The sequence below is a fragment of the Paenibacillus sp. FSL R7-0652 genome (assembly GCF_038595045.1).
Classification (GTDB): Bacteria; Bacillota; Bacilli; order Paenibacillales; family Paenibacillaceae; genus Paenibacillus.
In genome coordinates, this window is record NZ_CP152001.1 from 6,245,158 (window position 1) to 6,261,076 (window position 15,919).

Annotated in this window: 14 protein-coding genes; 7 read left to right on the forward strand and 7 right to left on the reverse strand. The window is 48.5% G+C overall.

Features of this window, described 5'->3' with window-relative positions; all coding sequences use genetic code 11:
• Positions 1-262: 262 nt before the first annotated feature.
• The 3 genes from glpK to MKY97_RS27245 form a co-directional block, all read right to left on the reverse strand.
• Positions 263-1,747 carry a glycerol kinase GlpK gene (gene glpK, locus MKY97_RS27235; protein WP_342553260.1) on the reverse strand — a complete coding sequence of 495 codons (1,485 nt, stop codon included), beginning with the start codon at positions 1,745-1,747 and terminating at the stop codon, positions 263-265.
• Between the two features lie 21 nt (positions 1,748-1,768).
• Complete coding sequence (locus MKY97_RS27240; protein WP_342553261.1) at positions 1,769-2,338, reverse strand: glycerol-3-phosphate responsive antiterminator; 570 nt, start codon at positions 2,336-2,338, stop codon at positions 1,769-1,771.
• A gap of 304 nt (positions 2,339-2,642) precedes the next feature.
• Entirely contained in the window at positions 2,643-3,410 is a 768-nt protein-coding gene (locus MKY97_RS27245; protein WP_342553262.1) for a GTP cyclohydrolase II, read from the reverse strand.
• A gap of 393 nt (positions 3,411-3,803) precedes the next feature.
• Between MKY97_RS27245 and MKY97_RS27250 the strand changes: the two genes are divergently transcribed.
• The 4 genes from MKY97_RS27250 (at position 3,804) to gntK (ending at position 8,820) form a co-directional block, all read left to right on the forward strand.
• Positions 3,804-5,078: an ABC transporter substrate-binding protein gene (locus MKY97_RS27250; RefSeq protein WP_342553263.1), complete on the forward strand. Its 1,275-nt coding sequence runs from the start codon at positions 3,804-3,806 to the stop codon at positions 5,076-5,078.
• 116 nt (positions 5,079-5,194) lie between these two features.
• Positions 5,195-6,124 carry a sugar ABC transporter permease gene (locus MKY97_RS27255; RefSeq protein WP_342556469.1) on the forward strand — a complete coding sequence of 310 codons (930 nt, stop codon included), beginning with the start codon at positions 5,195-5,197 and terminating at the stop codon, positions 6,122-6,124.
• 21 nt (positions 6,125-6,145) lie between these two features.
• Positions 6,146-6,973: a carbohydrate ABC transporter permease gene (locus MKY97_RS27260; protein ID WP_342553264.1), complete on the forward strand. Its 828-nt coding sequence runs from the start codon at positions 6,146-6,148 to the stop codon at positions 6,971-6,973.
• Between the two features lie 287 nt (positions 6,974-7,260).
• Entirely contained in the window at positions 7,261-8,820 is a 1,560-nt protein-coding gene (gntK, locus tag MKY97_RS27265; RefSeq protein ID WP_342553265.1) for a gluconokinase, read from the forward strand.
• Between the two features lie 385 nt (positions 8,821-9,205).
• Here the strand turns inward: gntK and MKY97_RS27270 are convergent, their stop codons facing one another.
• Entirely contained in the window at positions 9,206-9,727 is a 522-nt protein-coding gene (locus tag MKY97_RS27270; protein ID WP_342553266.1) for a nuclear transport factor 2 family protein, read from the reverse strand.
• Between the two features lie 191 nt (positions 9,728-9,918).
• Here MKY97_RS27270 and MKY97_RS27275 point away from each other — a divergent pair, with 191 nt between their 5' ends.
• The 3 genes from MKY97_RS27275 (at position 9,919) to MKY97_RS27285 (ending at position 12,262) form a co-directional block, all read left to right on the forward strand.
• Entirely contained in the window at positions 9,919-10,224 is a 306-nt protein-coding gene (locus MKY97_RS27275) for a metalloregulator ArsR/SmtB family transcription factor (RefSeq protein WP_342553267.1), read from the forward strand.
• Between the two features lie 112 nt (positions 10,225-10,336).
• Positions 10,337-11,185 (forward strand): hypothetical protein, encoded by an 849-nt coding sequence (locus tag MKY97_RS27280; protein ID WP_342553268.1) that lies wholly within the window; start codon positions 10,337-10,339, stop codon positions 11,183-11,185.
• 117 nt (positions 11,186-11,302) lie between these two features.
• Entirely contained in the window at positions 11,303-12,262 is a 960-nt protein-coding gene (locus MKY97_RS27285; protein ID WP_342553269.1) for an MraY family glycosyltransferase, read from the forward strand.
• Positions 12,263-12,415: 153 nt separating this feature from the next.
• Here the strand turns inward: MKY97_RS27285 and MKY97_RS27290 are convergent, their stop codons facing one another.
• The 3 genes from MKY97_RS27290 to MKY97_RS27300 all read right to left on the reverse strand — a co-directional run bounded on the left by MKY97_RS27290 (position 12,416) and on the right by MKY97_RS27300 (position 15,607).
• The gene (locus MKY97_RS27290) at positions 12,416-13,234 is read right to left on the reverse strand and encodes a carbohydrate ABC transporter permease (protein ID WP_342553270.1); all 819 of its coding nucleotides are present in this window, start codon (positions 13,232-13,234) and stop codon (positions 12,416-12,418) included.
• A complete protein-coding gene (locus MKY97_RS27295; RefSeq protein ID WP_342553271.1) occupies positions 13,234-14,127 on the reverse strand; it encodes a sugar ABC transporter permease in 894 nt (297 codons plus the stop codon). The genes MKY97_RS27290 and MKY97_RS27295 overlap by 1 nt, the downstream gene beginning before the upstream one ends.
• Before the next feature lie 136 nt (positions 14,128-14,263).
• Positions 14,264-15,607 (reverse strand): extracellular solute-binding protein, encoded by a 1,344-nt coding sequence (locus MKY97_RS27300; RefSeq protein ID WP_342553272.1) that lies wholly within the window; start codon positions 15,605-15,607, stop codon positions 14,264-14,266.
• Positions 15,608-15,919: the final 312 nt, after the last annotated feature.

The following is a 15,919-nucleotide window of genomic DNA, read 5'->3' on the forward strand; positions in this document are numbered from 1 at the left end:
ATTTTCTGCGGCGTGAAGGCCTGAATTCACACATTATTCAAAAAAATTCTTAATTTTTTTTTTGGCACAAGGATGGAATTCCAAAGTGACCCACTAACTTTTTAATTTTCCTTATTGTGGGCAGTCAGTTTAACAGTCCAAGGAATATAATCCCTGTAAATTATGAATGATTTTCCACCAGTAATTATCATTTATAACATATGTTTAACGAAAAAGTACAAATGACCATGTGCTGAAACAGTGAAGATTCTGGTTACTCGATTTAAAAGGCCATCGCTGCCTTAATCGCACGCTGCCAGCCAGAATACAACTGCTCCCGCTCCTGTTCAGCCATCACAGATTCAAAGACTCGTTCGGTATGATCATGCTGATTCAATTCGTCTACACCTGACCAGAATCCGACGGCTAATCCTGCCAGATAGGCTGCTCCGAGGGCCGTCGTTTCATTAACCGATGGGCGCTCCACGGGTATGCCCAGCATGTCACTCTGGAACTGCATCAGAAAATCGTTCGCTGCAGCGCCGCCATCTACACGCAGCGTATCTACGGGATATCCTGAGTCGGTTACCATCGCCTCCAGGACATCCTTGGTCTGGTAAGCCAGTGCTTCTAGCGTGGCCCGAATGAAATGTTCCTTGGTTGTACCTCGGGTCAAGCCAAATACTGCTCCCTTCACATCACTGTCCCAATATGGACTGCCGAGTCCCACAAAGGCGGGCACCATATAAACTCCCTCCGTCGAGGGCACCCGCTTCGCATAATCCTCACTGTCTTTGGACGAGCGAAGCATGCGCAGGCCGTCTCGCAGCCACTGTACCGCAGACCCTGCCACAAAAATACTGCCTTCCAGCGCATATTGAACTTTCCCATCCACCCCCCAGGCAATCGTTGTAATCAGCCCATGGTCCGAGTGTACCGGTTTCTCACCAGTGTTCATAAGCATGAAACATCCGGTACCATATGTATTTTTCATACTGCCCTGGGTATAACATCGTTGACCAAACAGAGCAGCCTGCTGATCCCCTGCCGCTCCGGCAATGGGGACACGGTGACCAAAGAAGTGATAATCCGTCGTATGTGCATAAATTTCCGATGACCCCCGCACTTCGGGCAGCATCGCCTTAGGGATATCCAGAATATCCAGCAGCTCATCATCCCACTGCAGTTCATAGATGTTATACATCAATGTGCGCGAAGCGTTGGATACATCTGTGACATGTGTGCCGCCACTGAGTTTCCAGATCAACCAGCTGTCGATGGTGCCAAACAGCAGCTCCCCTTTCTCCGCCCGTTCACGGGCACCAGGGACATGATCCAGAATCCATTTTACTTTCGTGCCCGAAAAATATGGATCGATCAGCAAACCTGTTTTCTGATGAAACAGGTCGTCCAGCCCCTGCGTTTTCAACGCCTCACAGATGGATGCCGTCTGTCTCGACTGCCACACCACCGCGTTATAGATCGGTCTGCCGGTTTGTTTATCCCATACCACCGCAGTTTCACGTTGATTCGTGATGCCGATACCCGCAATCTGTGCGGGTTTGATGCCGCTCTCCGCCAAACATGAGGCCATCACAGCCAGAATAGAACTCCAGATTTCATTGGCATTCTGCTCAACCCAGCCCGGCTTGGGAAAGTACTGCGGGAACTCCTGCTGTGCAGTATGTACAATCTCTCCACTGTGGTTAAAAAGAATAGCCCGGGAGCTTGTTGTGCCCTGATCCAGAGCCAAAATGAATTTTTCCATATGGATGCCTCCTGCGTAGGGTTATGTTGTAAGCGATTTCTTGAAATGTTTAATCAAATCATCATTCGACGTCGTCACTGCCGCCGCTCCTACCCCAAGTGCAAGCTCCACTTCTTCGGGTGTGCGAATCAGTCCACCTGCAATGATTGGAATGCCCGTGCGTTCCGATACCTCCGCAATAATATGCGGAATGACGCCCGGCAATACCTCGATGTAGTCAGGCTGTGTTTTGGCCAGCAGCAGGTAACTCTTTTCAAGCGCGTGTGTGTCCAGCAGAAACACCCGCTGAATTGCTGTGATGCCTTTTTGTTTTGCTTTCTGGATCACGCTGGCCCGTGTGGAAATCAGTCCTGCCGGACGGATATGCTGACACAGATACTCTGCGGCAAACTCATCATTTTTCAGACCCTGTACCAAATCGGCATGCAGCAGAATCTTTTTCCCATACCGCCTCGCCTGCTCCATCATGCTCTGCAGCTGTGCAATATGCGTCTCCAGCATGACCCCGTATGTATAAGGGCCTTCGATTATCGCTTCAAACTGCTTCATGCTCTTCGCAGCTGGCAAAATACGCTGTGCCTCAAATACCACTATCGTTCCTCCTGCACTCTTCAGATGACTATATTGTATAATTCGTCACACATCAACGGCAAGTTATTTGGCAGCAAATCAGGTGACTCGGGCGAATCGGGTGGAAGAGGCTGAATTGAGCGAACCCTGCTCACTTTAAATAAAAAAGACTGCTACTGCACTTTTCATTCAAAGTACGGTAACAGCCGGTCTATACTGCGTACTGCGCAGGATCACAACACCACTACGCACTGCTCTTTATCACTGCATCCTGCGAAAGCCTGCGAACCCTAGATCAAGACTGTGAGCGCTTGTGAACCCTACTTCAAGCCTGAGCGTGTGGGATTCGTGCCTCATCCTGTACCCAGCCATCACCTGCTGCCAAATGACCGGAACGATTCACTTTCGTCTGCAAATACTTCTCGTTATAAGCCGAACGGTCTCCCCACAGCGGAACACGTCCGCCCACATTGAGCCCTGCTTCCTGCAGCGCTGCCAGCTTGCGCGGATTGTTTGTAATCAGTGTAACCGGAGCCGAGCGAAGTGCACGCAGTACAGCAATGGCATCGTCATAATTACGCGCATCATCCGTGAACCCAAGCTGCAGGTTCGCATCCACCGTATCCAGGCCTTCTTCCTGCAAAATGTAAGCCATTGCTTTGCTGAACAGGCCAATGCCTCGTCCTTCGTGATTTGCAAGATAGAACAATGCACCTGCGCCGTGAGCTGCGATCATCTTCATGGACTGTTCCAGTTGGAAGCCGCAGTCACAGCGTTTGCTGCCAAAAATATCACCCGTGTGGCAGATGCTGTGCATACGAATAAGAGCCTCCTGCGCCTCGGCAAAATCACCATACACCAGCACGCTGGATTGCTGGCGTTCTGCCAGTTCAGCATCTGCTAGAGACGCGATCAGCTCCCCGCTGTCCATCGCTTTGTCCGTCTTCAGCCAGCTGTACCACTGGAATGTTCTGGTTTCGCCATCCAGATTGACCGGCAGCTTAATCGGGCCTACCAGGTGTATGAATTCTTTTCCACTCGGAAAAGTCTGGATTTTGGGGGCAAGCAGTTGAATAATATGTGAATTGATCATCGTTCGTTCCTCCTGTTAAGCCATCTTATTGTCATCACTTGTCATAATATAATGCATTCGCATCCGCTTCGATTTTGGATCACTTGTTCAAGCAATACAGCAACCATTAACACAGATATACGGCAAAATATTACGTATCTATATAATCCTCACTATAATTAGTTACTTAATGTAAGTTAGTTTAGAATAAAAAATATATTGTGTCAAGTAACTTTTATTTTTAAAGTAACTACTAAATTTATGTTACGCAATGGACACATTCCTTGTGTTTCATTCGAGGAATATTGGGTATGAGTTTAGAAACTGCTCATACACTATTGGTGTAGTCCATGAAGCCCACCCGCAGTCCTTGATACTTCTTGCCTCAAACTTAATGATGAGGGGGTTATGCACATGATCCGCCGGAAAAGAACCTGCTGGACAGCCATGATCATGGCCTGTGTCCTGCTTATCAGCGGATGCTCCGTCTGGCCGGGACAGGATGATGCAGCATCCAGCAAAAAGGTAGCGCTCACACTCTGGTATTGGAACCGATCGATCGATGACAAACTCATTGCCAGGGCCAAGGAGAAGTTCCCGAATATTGAATTGACTGCCCAGAAGATTGGCGGTGATTTCAAAGCGAAGCTCAAAACCACCCTTGCTGCACGTTCAGGCGAACCTGATATTGTGGCGCTCAACGATTGGATCATGGAATTGTTCCCGAGCGAGGATCGCTTCTATAACCTGTACGATCTGGGCGCAGGAGAGGTCGAGGATCAGTATCTGCCGTGGAAATGGAAGCAGGGCGTGACGCCAAACGGACAGATGATCGGATTCCCGATGGACACGGGTCCGACAGCTCTTTTCTATCGTGCAGACCTCTTCAAAGAGGCTGGCCTGCCATCCGAACCTGAAGAAGTTGCACGCCAGATCGATAACTGGGATGCTTATGCTGCTGCCGGAGAGAAAATCAAGGAGAAATTCGATGGAAAGGTCTTTCTGACCGACAATATTGGAAGCGTTTACAGTCAAGTGTTGTCCCAAGCATCAGAACGATACTTCCGCCCGGATGGGTCATTTATCGGCATGGATTCTCCTGCTGTACGCACAAGCTGGGATACAGCGGTTGCTTTTAAGCAAAAAGGGCTGCTCGCTAACGCTGACGGCTGGACACCCGCCTGGAATGCAGCAATGAATAACGGGGAGATCGCCTCCTTCGTCGGAGCAGTCTGGATGAAGCAGGTTCTTCAGGAGGCCGCACCGGACACTTCAGGCCAATGGCGTGTTACCCGCGCTCCCGGAGGAGACGGCAATAACGGCGGCTCCTTTCTCTCTATTCTGAAATCGAGCAAGCATCCGAAGGAAGCTTTCGAATTGATTCGCTGGCTGCAAAGTCCCGAGAACCAACTGGAGCAGTACCAGACACTCAACCTGTTCCCGTCAGCTCCAGGTGTGTTTGATAAACCCGCTCTGAAGGAGAAGGAAACTTTCTTCGGCGGGCAGGCGACAGGGACGGTATTTGCCGAATCGGCACAGCATGTGCCGGATGCTTTTTTTGGCGAACGATATCCCTCGGTCCACAACATCATCACGCGGCGGCTGAACGATATAGCCAAACAGAATGCCGATCCGCAGCAGGTCTGGTCGGATACGGTACACCGCGTCGAGCGGGAGCTGCAGCGTTAAGGCTTGAATTTGATTCCAACGGTTATCACTTCTATTGGTCAGCTTCACTGGCTATCGTCTGATGTGGCTTCGTTATCCGTAAAGGAGGGATTCATATGGCTGTCACCGAAACTCGCATGTCGCCTGATTCCGGACCGTTCCATCCCGATCTGGATCGGCAAAAATCGCTCTGGGCCCGCATATGGGAGCATCGTGCACTCTATGCTGCCATCTCGCCTTTTTACATTCTGTTTGCCGTGTTCGGACTGTTCCCGATCGCCTTCTCGCTCTATCTGGCCTTCCACAAATGGGATGGCATCGGTGTCATGACCTATAACGGTTTGAACAATTTCAAATACATGCTTACAGATGCTGAATTCTGGCAGGCAGTCGGTAACACGTTTATGATCTGGATCTATTCGACGATTCCGATGCTCTTCTTTGCACTCATTATTGCGTTCCTGCTGCATGCTCCCTTCGTCAAGTTCCGCACCCTGTTCCGGGTTGGTTACTTTCTGCCTAACGTTACGTCCATTGTGGCCGTAGCGATCATCTTCGGTGCACTTTTTGCAAACAATTACGGCTTCCTTAACTATTTGCTGCAGTCGATCGGTCTTCCGGTGGTCGAATGGCTGAATGCACCATGGGGCATCAAAGTGGCCATTTCCTCCATGGTTGTGTGGCGATGGACGGGATATAACGCCATTATCTATCTGGCTGGACTTCAGAGCATCCCGCAGACACTGTACGAAGCAGCCAAAATCGATGGTGCATCTGCTGTCCAGTCCTTCTTCCGCATTACGATTCCGATGCTGCGTCCAGTCATTCTGTTCACAGTGATTACATCTACGATTGGCGGCATGCAGCTGTTCACCGAACCTCAGGTACTGGTGGGGAATGATGGTGGATCGGGAGCGGCAGGTATGACGATTGTGCTGTATCTGTACCGCGAGTCCTTCATTAACAATTATTTCGGATACGGCGCTGCCGTTGGCTGGGGCATGTTCCTGATCATCGCGCTGTTCTCCATCGTGAACTGGAAGCTTGTTCAAGGCAAATCATCCTGATGTGACAAGGGGGGAGAGCTCATGGCGTCCAAACATCTCAAGTCGCTGGTGCTGTATACCGGCCTGATCGGTGGCATGCTCATATCCATGTTCCCGTTCTATTGGCTGATTGTTATGTCTACACGAACCACGTCCGATATCTACAAGTTTCCACCCCAGCTCTGGTTCGGCGGTGAGCTGTGGAACAATATTACGCGAGTACTGCAGCAGATTGATTTCTGGGGAGCTTTTCTAAATACTCTTTTTGTGTCAGGTGTAGTGACCATTCTCGTGTTGTTCTTTGATTCACTGGCAGGTTTTGCGTTTGCGAAGTTTGAGTTTCCCGGTAAAAAATGGCTCTTCGTCCTGCTGCTCGCCACCATGATGGTGCCTTCCCAGCTGTCGCTGGTCCCTTCCTTCGTACTGATAGCCGCGTTCGGCTGGGTGGGTTCCTTCAAAGCCCTCATTATTCCGGGCATGGTCAACGCCTTCGGCATCTTCTGGATTAGGCAGTACGCGACGGAATCCATTCCGAACGATCTGCTGGATGCGGGGCGCATCGACGGCTGTAATTTCTTTCGCTTATATTGGAACGTAGCACTGCCCATTCTGCGGCCTGCGTTCGCTTTCCTTGGTGCATTCACTTTTATCGGAGTCTGGAACGACTATCTGTGGCCTTTAATCGTACTGACGGACGCACGCAAATACACACTCCAAATCGCGCTGTCTCAATTAAACGGACTGTATAATACGGACTATGCGATGGTCATTGCAGGCACACTGCTCGCCGTCCTTCCACTGATCATCATGTTCCTGTTTATCAGCCGCCAATTTATCTCGGACATTGCTGCAGGTGCGGTCAAGGACTAAGGATAGCAGAGCGCTGCTTGGCCTTGTTAACCTGCTCTCATTTTGATCCATCCCTTAAGTCTGATATTCTAATCTATAGACGAAAAACCAGACGTTAAATAAACCTGAATGAGCAGCATAATGTGCACGAAGGAGACAGAACGAAGTAAGGAAGCCGAACCCCGCACTGCGATTCAGAACAGGTTCCAGCACGCCTTTCCGGGGAAATCTTCTGCACCCTTTGTCTTCCACTGTTCACATCTATTAGCTTTCGTAAGGTTTATTTTCAAGAAAGAGGGATGATCACCATGGCAGCTTCACCTTATATGATCGGTGTAGATATCGGTACAACCTCCACCAAGGCTGTACTGTTCAAGCAGGACGGCAGTATCGTGGCGCAAGGCAGTGCAGACTATCCGCTCTATACCCCAACGCCTGCGATTGCAGAGCAGGATGCGGAGGATATTTTTCAGGCAGTCATCGCATCTGTACAGCAGGCCACTTCCAAAGCCGGGGTGAAGCCGGACGACATCCTATTTGTCTCATTCAGTTCCGCGATGCACAGCATCCTGCCTGTAGACGCTCATGGCACACCGCTGATGCGAGCGATGACATGGGCAGATAATCGCAGCGCCGAATGGACGGAAGCGCTCAAATCAGAGATGAACGGACATGAAATCTACCTGCGAACCGGCACACCGATTCATCCGATGTCTCCCTTAACCAAAATCATGTGGCTCACCCGGGAAGAGCCGGACATGTTTCGGCAAACACATAAATTCATCTCCATGAAGGAGTATGTATTCTACAAGCTGTTCTCTACGTTCGTTATTGACCATTCCATGGCTTCGGCTACCGGGCTTATGAATCTGGAAAAGCTCGACTGGGATGCAGAGGCACTGCATGCCGCAGGCATTACGCCAGAACATCTGTCCACCCTTGTGCCGACGACTCATGTCTTAAAAGAGGGACTCCACCCCGAGTATGCCAAAGCGATGGGCATTGCCGAGTCAACTCCGTTTGTCATTGGTGCAAGTGATGGCGTGCTCTCTAATCTGGGCGTGAACGCCATTGATCCAGGGATCGTTGCCGTGACCATCGGCACCAGCGGCGCCATCCGTACGGTCGTAGATAAACCGGTGACTGATCCCAAAGGGCGTTTCTTCTGCTATGCGCTTACCGAAGACCAATGGGTAATCGGCGGCCCGGTGAACAATGGCGGAGTGATCTTTCGCTGGATTCGCGATGAGTTTGCTGCCTCTGAGGTGGAGACGGCCAAACGTCTTGGCATTGACCCCTATGAAGTCCTCACACGTGTCGCCGAAAATGTACCGCCGGGTTCGGAGGGACTGCTGTTTCACCCGTATATGACAGGAGAGCGTGCCCCGCTATGGAACCCGAATGCACGGGGCTCATTCTTTGGACTGACGCTGCATCATAAGAAGGAACATATGATTCGCGCTGCACTGGAAGGTGTACTGTTTAATCTGTATACAGTGATGCTCGCGATTGAAGAGAAGATTGGCCGTCCGAAAAAAATCCAAGCTACCGGCGGCTTCGCCCGCTCCGAACTGTGGCGGCAGATGATGGCTGACATCTTTGATCAGGATGTGATCATCCCCGAAAGCATCGAAAGCTCCTGTCTTGGCGCTGCCGTGCTCGGCCTGTATGCCACTGGCCGTATCGATTCCCTTCATGCCGTCTCTGGCATGATTGGATCAACACACCGCCATCAGCCGCAGCCGGACAGTGTGCGCGTGTATCGCGAACTGCTGCCTATTTTCATCCGCATCTCACGTAAATTTGAAGAAGAATACGCCGATATTGCTGCATTCCAGAGCCGATTGATGCAGGAACGAGAAGATTGAGAAGTTAGGCGCCGCCCCAACCCTTCGAAACCTCCCACCATGTAAAGGTCAGCTGCACTGGAATATGAAATGAAGCAGCATTGGTTAGCGCAGCATGCATATGTCACTCCTCAATGAAGGCTCTTCCCAAACCTAGAGATGGGAAGAGCCTATTTCATTCCATTTTTTTTCAGAAAATATGTCCGTTATACGCAGTCCGTTCTCTCCAAAGATACAAATAAACCCCACAGCCTAAAGCTGTGGAGTTTGTAACACAACGGGGATGAGCGACAAATCATCACTCCATTATATTGCTCATGCAAGATTGCTCTTATGAATTCGTTAATTCATGTTAATTTGCAAGTCTTACGAAGTTGTTCAGTCAGTCCTGCTAATTGGTTCAGTCTTATGAATTATATTTGCTGAATGCATTCTCGTCCGTCTGCACGTTCTCCAGATACACGATCTGCCCCGCTTCATTCACACGTGCAATATCTATGCCTGACTTTGCATACACCGTGCCATCTGCCGCTTGTCCACACACTGCCCAGTTCGTCTGGTAACTGCCATCTGGCTGAAGCACCCACGCATCCCACATATGTTTAATATCTTGGTTGTAATCATAAAAGGCCTTCATAAAGCCCTCAAACCCAGTATGACTGGTACCATTTAACACAATCTCGGCATCCGGGGTAAACAAGGATAACAAGTCCTGCATAGCCCGCTTGTCTGTACGTGAAGCATCAAATAAACGGAAATAGTTATTTAACATCGTGATGCTTGCTGCCGTATTTACAGCACTGGTGCTGCTGGTGTTTAATCCATTGGCATCACTGCTGCCGTTTGAATGAACGTCTGGATGACTCAACTCTGTACCTTGGTTATTACTATTATTACTGTTGTGAATTCCTGCTGCTGTATTCGTCATCTCATGACCTCCTATAGTTCTCGTGCTGTCTCAAAATATATATATTATGCATTGAGTTTCTATCAATTCGAATTATTTCGAACAATTTAATGCAAAAAGAACTTTATCACACTTCCACGCTGCACTGCAAGATACATTTCGAAATATTTCAAACATTGAAAGGAGATGTTGAATATGCTAACGTCTATATTATGAGAACTTTACCGATACCCACAGCTTCGGAGATGAACCTGACTAGGGTCTGCAATGCACTTGGTGACCCGATACGCATGAAAATTGCACATTGTCTGGCCAGCTCGGGCGAAAAGAACTGCTCGGCTTTCGAAGTAGACCACATCTCCAAATCGACGTTGTCCCACCATATCAAATTGCTGCGCGAAGCCGGTATAATCCAGCCGCGCATTGAAGGCAAACACCACTTTTATTCACTTCGAAAGGATGATCTGAACGCACGCTTTCCCGGCCTTGTCGCGATGATTCTGGACACAACCGTTTAAGGCATCCGCTGCGTTACTAACTTACTAAAACTTTCCAGAACAGCTGCATCCACTCCACGGCATTGCTGCTCGATGAATAATCAGAATCAGATAAGACAGGAGGCTCGGATTAATGGATAAAAAAGCAGTCAAAATTCTATTAAACACATTCTGGGGAGGGGGCGGCTGGAAATCACCCCATGCTCCTTTTTCGGGTGATGATTTTGAATACGCCAAAAGTAAGGGAGTCATGTTTGACCCACTCACCATTACGCATGACGAGGTCGTACAGCGCCTGCACAGGATGCATCAGAACCCTGCACTTAAAGAACGAGTCATTACCGCCTTTCTACACAGTCTATCTACCAAAAAAGTTTATCTGCGCAGCGCATTATCCAGCTGGGCTTTGACACGAAAATTGCCTCTGCATACCTATGGTGAACGCCCAGCTCTGCATGCCAATACAAGCGCCTGCGGGGACTGTAATTTCCTTCGTTTACAATCGGATGAGCACTATGTTCATACCGATATGAATGTATTGAATTTTGAACGGATGAAGTGGGGCGGCGTCCGCCATAACTGGCTGCTTTACTGCCTGATGGACCTGGAATTACTGCTTCAGGATGAAAATGATAACAGCAGCACTGATGCCAGTAATATTAGCCCATATGAAGTAACTGCGGAAGATCAAATGATCCTAGCCAAACTGCTGGAATCCGCACAGACGGGAGACCCGAATGACAGCGCACGCTCTCTGGAGAAAAGGTGGAAAGAATGCCTGCCTTCCAGTAAACAGGAACGAGATGCTCTATTGGAAATTTGGGCAGCAGCCGGCATACTGGTTGAAAGGGATACGCCTAGGAAACGCAAGGGCGGTTCCGGTGACTTTGTCTTTGCAGCAGCATGGCAGGGCGATGATGGCTATCATGCTGAGAACGCGATTGATTATTTCAGCCCTTACCTACCTCAAACGAGTAAATAGACGTTGTCTGACGCATCACGATCGGTGCACCAGGTTACAATAATGACATCGACAGATTTCGGGTAGAACTCGTATAATAAGAGGAAATGGGATGATGGGAGTGAACCAAGCGAGTTTATGATCTACATACTGGCTTTCATATTGTCTTTTGCTGTCGTGGTTCTGCTGATTCCGCCGCTGGGCCGACTGGCACACCGACTGGATTTTGTGGACAAGCCTCGGGAAGATGTGGAGCGTAAGCTGCACAGACAGCCGATTCCACTGACGGCGAGCTACGCGATATTTACTGGATTTTTCCTGACATACATTGCCCTGACAAAAGAATTGACTTGGGAAACAACTGCGCTGATTGCAGGTGGTATGCTGCTCCTGACGATTGGTACGATTGATGACTGGTACAAAACCAAAGGTAAAGATTTCCCCGCCCTGCCTAAAATGATCATTCAGGTCTCGGCTGCGGTGCTCGTTTTTGCGTCCGGCATTGCATTTACCGGCTTTGTAAATCCGTTTAATGCAGAATACGTAATGCTGCCCATCTGGCTGCAGTTCATTCTGACGATCCTCTGGATTTTCGGCGTAACCACCGTGATTAACTTCTCGGACGGCATGGATGGACTGGCTGGCGGTTTATCTGCAATCTCGGCGCTTACCTTGTTTATCGTAGCCATCACGAAGGGCCAGAGCGATTCTGCGCTCATGTCCATCACACTGGTGGGGGTCACGCTCGGTTATCTGAAATACAACAAGGCTCCGGCGAAAGTATTTATGGGCGATGCAGGCGCTACGTTCCTTGGTTTCATTCTGGCAGTAATTGCACTGGACGGTGCATTCAAACAAGCAACGATGCTGTCCATTTTCATTCCGATTCTGGCGCTGGGCGTACCGATTTTCGACAATATTTTTGTCGTGATCAAACGTTTCCTGCAGGGAAAAGCAATCTATCAGGCTGATGCAAGTCAGGCTCATTATCGCCTTCTGCGTGCAGGCTTAAACCATAAACAAGTGGTCGGCGTGCTCTATCTGGTCAGCACCTGTCTGTGTCTCTCCTCTATTATTTTGTTGTTAGTGGATATGTAGAAAAACAAGCTTCATCAAGCATCACTTACCAGAACGTACGCGGATTACTGCAATAGAAACGCAATAAAGCCACCTTCATGTCTTCTAATGAGGGTGGCTTTATTGTTGGATATCTCTCGAATCAGAGTCGGTCGTTTTCCCAAGTGCAAAACCTTAGGATTTAACGGCACCTGCCATTGCTCCGCCGACAATGAAACGCTGCAGTGCAACGTACAGCACAACCAGCGGCAGCGTCACAATCAGAATACCGCAGGCCAGCAGCGGCCAGTTATTCATGTACTGCCCATAGAAGGTAAACAACCCTTTGGTCACCGGCTGATAATTCGGATCAGATAAGTAAATCGTCGGACCGATGATATCATTCCATACCCCGATGGCTGTGAGAATAATGCCTGTTGCCAGGATCGGCTTCATCAAAGGAACAAGGATGGTAAACAAATACCGGGTGTACCCGCACCCATCCATGGCAGCCGCCTCATCCAGTTCACGGGATACTGACTTGATATAACCGACAAACATCAGAAACGCAATGCCCGTGCCCGTCGTTTTCAGCAAAATGTAACCCGTTTGGGTATTATACAGACCCAGTTGATTAATTAAAGAGAACTGCGGAATCAGAGGATTCGGCAAATACATAGAGATCAAAAAGAAAATATAGATCAGCGTGCTGAATTTTACGTACCTGCGAGCAAGCGGGAAAGCTGCAAATATGGACAAAATCAAGGTCAGCAGTGTAGACATCCCGGTATAAAGCACACTGTTCCACATGTACTGCGAGAAGCTGCCCTTCGTCCATGCTTCGGCAAAGTTCTCCAGCCTTATGCCTTCCGTGAGCGCGACGGGATTCAGCAAATACTCCGTCTGTGTTTTCATCGACACATTAAACAGGTAGAACAGAGGGAAGACGTACAGGGCAAGCATCAGCATCACTATGATATAGCTGATCGTTCTTGACGTTCTGCTCTGCTTCATTATACCTCCACCTCTCTTTTGCGAAGATAGAACAAGGCAACCATGGAAATCGTAAATACAAACAGGAATTGAATCATCGCTACCGCAGAAGCCAGACCATAATCCGCTGTACCCGTGCCAAACGCTGTTGCATAAACATCAAACGCCAGTGTTGTTGTATTAAATTTACCGCCAGTGAGGACGTAAATAATGTCAAAGGTCTGCAGTGCGCCAATGATGGACAGCAGCATGTTCACGGTAAAAGAAGGAGCGATCATCGGGAACGTAATGTTCGTAAAAGCTTTCCAGCCCGATGCACCATCCATATATCCCGCTTCGTACAAATCATTCGGAATGGTCTGCAGTCCTGCCAGGAAGATGGTCATGGAGTACCCCATATACATCCAGATCTGCACGAAAATAATTAACTCAAAGGCAATATTGTAATCTCCGAAAAAGTTGGAACTGGTGCCGAAGAAATTCAGAATGGACTGTGCCGGCCCGCCGAGCGGATTGGCTACGAGCTGCCAGATCAGTCCAGAGACTGTTACACCAAGTACAACAGGCAAAAAGAATACCGCACGGTACAGCTTGTCGCCGCGAAGCTTTTTGTTAATCAGAATGGCCATGAACAGGCCGACTGCGTTCTGGATGATGACCACAGCAAACGCAAAATATAAAGATCGGCCAATTGCATCCAATCGATCCCCCGCATTGGATGCGCCAAAAAAAGTTTTATAATTTTCGAAGCCAACAAAGCTCCATTCCTGTCCACGCACACCTGTTGCATCTGTGAACGAAAACAACACAGTCACGAGTGATGGGCCAAAGCCAAACACGACATAAAGCAGCAGCGGTATGCTCAAATACAGATAAGGAATCAGCCGTGCCTTCCCTTTTCCAAACGGATACATCGTCCTCACACCTTTCATCGGGTAAAACAAAAAACCGGAATAACAGCTTTACTTGATATGGGCTGGCCTGAAGGCTCCGACCCCAAGCGCTATTCCGGTTCATGTTACAGCTGCATCAAGAAGCAGGACTTCCTTGTTATTTCGGAGCAGCTGCATCCCAGTCTGCTTGTGATTTGCTCGCAAGTTCCTCCGGTGCTGCAATTGGTCCGGCTGGTTTGAGCATCTCAGCATGAACGCTGGACTCTGCAATGTACTGTCCTACGTTCTGACGGTTAATGAACAGCTGATCCCATGAAAGCTTAAAGTTCTCGAGATATGGCTGAATGTCCTTGATGAATTCGCTCTTGATCTCGACATCAGGCTGTGTCGGAAGGAATCCGGCTGCATTGACAAAATCCGTGTAGTTATCTTTCTCTGACAGCATTTCAAGCCATTTCATTGCATAATCCTTGTTCGGTGACTTATCTACAACCATCCAGGTCATATCGTATTTACCAGCTAAATCCTTGTTCTTTGCCGCATCATTGCTGCCCGGAATCGGGAAATAACCAAATTTCAGTTCAGGGTTAGCCGCTTGAATCGTCGTTGCATCCCACGTACCGTCAGCAATCATCGCCACCTTACCTGTGGCAAACAGACTTGGCAGTGTTCCATAATCAATTCCCATGAAACCAGGCATTGCACTGTTCATCAGCGTTTGAGCTTTCTGCAGTACTTCAATCTGTACCGGATCAGTCAGCTTGGTTTGTCCTGTCCACAGACCTTTGATGTAGCTCAGCTGGTCGTCATGAATCGAGGCTTGAAGTCCCTGCACCGCAAGGCCGATCGGCCAAACATCTTTACCTGCAAAGCCGAGTGCTTCTACGCCGTTGTCTTTAAATACTTTGATCACATTCTGCAGTTCATCCCACGTTGCAGGTACCTGCAGATTATATTTGGCGAAAAGGTCTTTATTATAGAACAGGCCCGTAAATGCCACTTTACCCATATTGACACCGTACACTTTGTCGTTGTACGTCATCGCGTTCTGCACATCAACTTCATTATAATTTTTGATAAAGGCCTGGCCTGACAGATCACTGATCAGCCCTGCATCAATCCACTGCTTCCACATCGGATCAGCCGCGCCCTTAGACCAGTCCTGAGGAGCACCAACAAAGCTGGACTTGAGCGGGATGATATCTACATCGCCTGTAGTACCCGCATTCATGCGCGTCTGCATCAATTGATCGTAAGTTGCATCCGCTGGAACTGTCGTGTACTCAACCTTCACATCCGGGTACTTTGCTTCAAATTTTGTATTGAATTCTTTGATGTAGTTGTTGATATTCTCCTGCTGCCAATGAATGATCTTCAACGTCACTTTTTTGCTTCCATCTGTAGATGCTTTCCCATCCGAGTCTTTGGAAGCACTGCCGCAGGCTGCAAGCACAAACAGTAAAGCGGTTACAAGTGTAATAGATAAAATCTTTCTCTTCATATCGCTTTCCCCCAACCATTCCAGATTGATTTGTCAATTTACGAAATCAGTTTCGTTAATCACACCCTCATTATGACTTCACCTGATAAATTTGTAAATAGTTTATTTGAATTTTTACAATTTATTAGGCGAAAACCGCATCACAAAAGGAAATTTGAAGGTATACTGAAGAAGAATTCAAGTGCAATTTACGAAACCAAATAACCAGCAGCTGTAATTTTCCATGTTTGCTTATTCTATTTCCCTATCAAACCACACTTGAAATTCTCGTAAAAATGGTGTAATTTCACTAAAATAGCTTATCATTTTCGT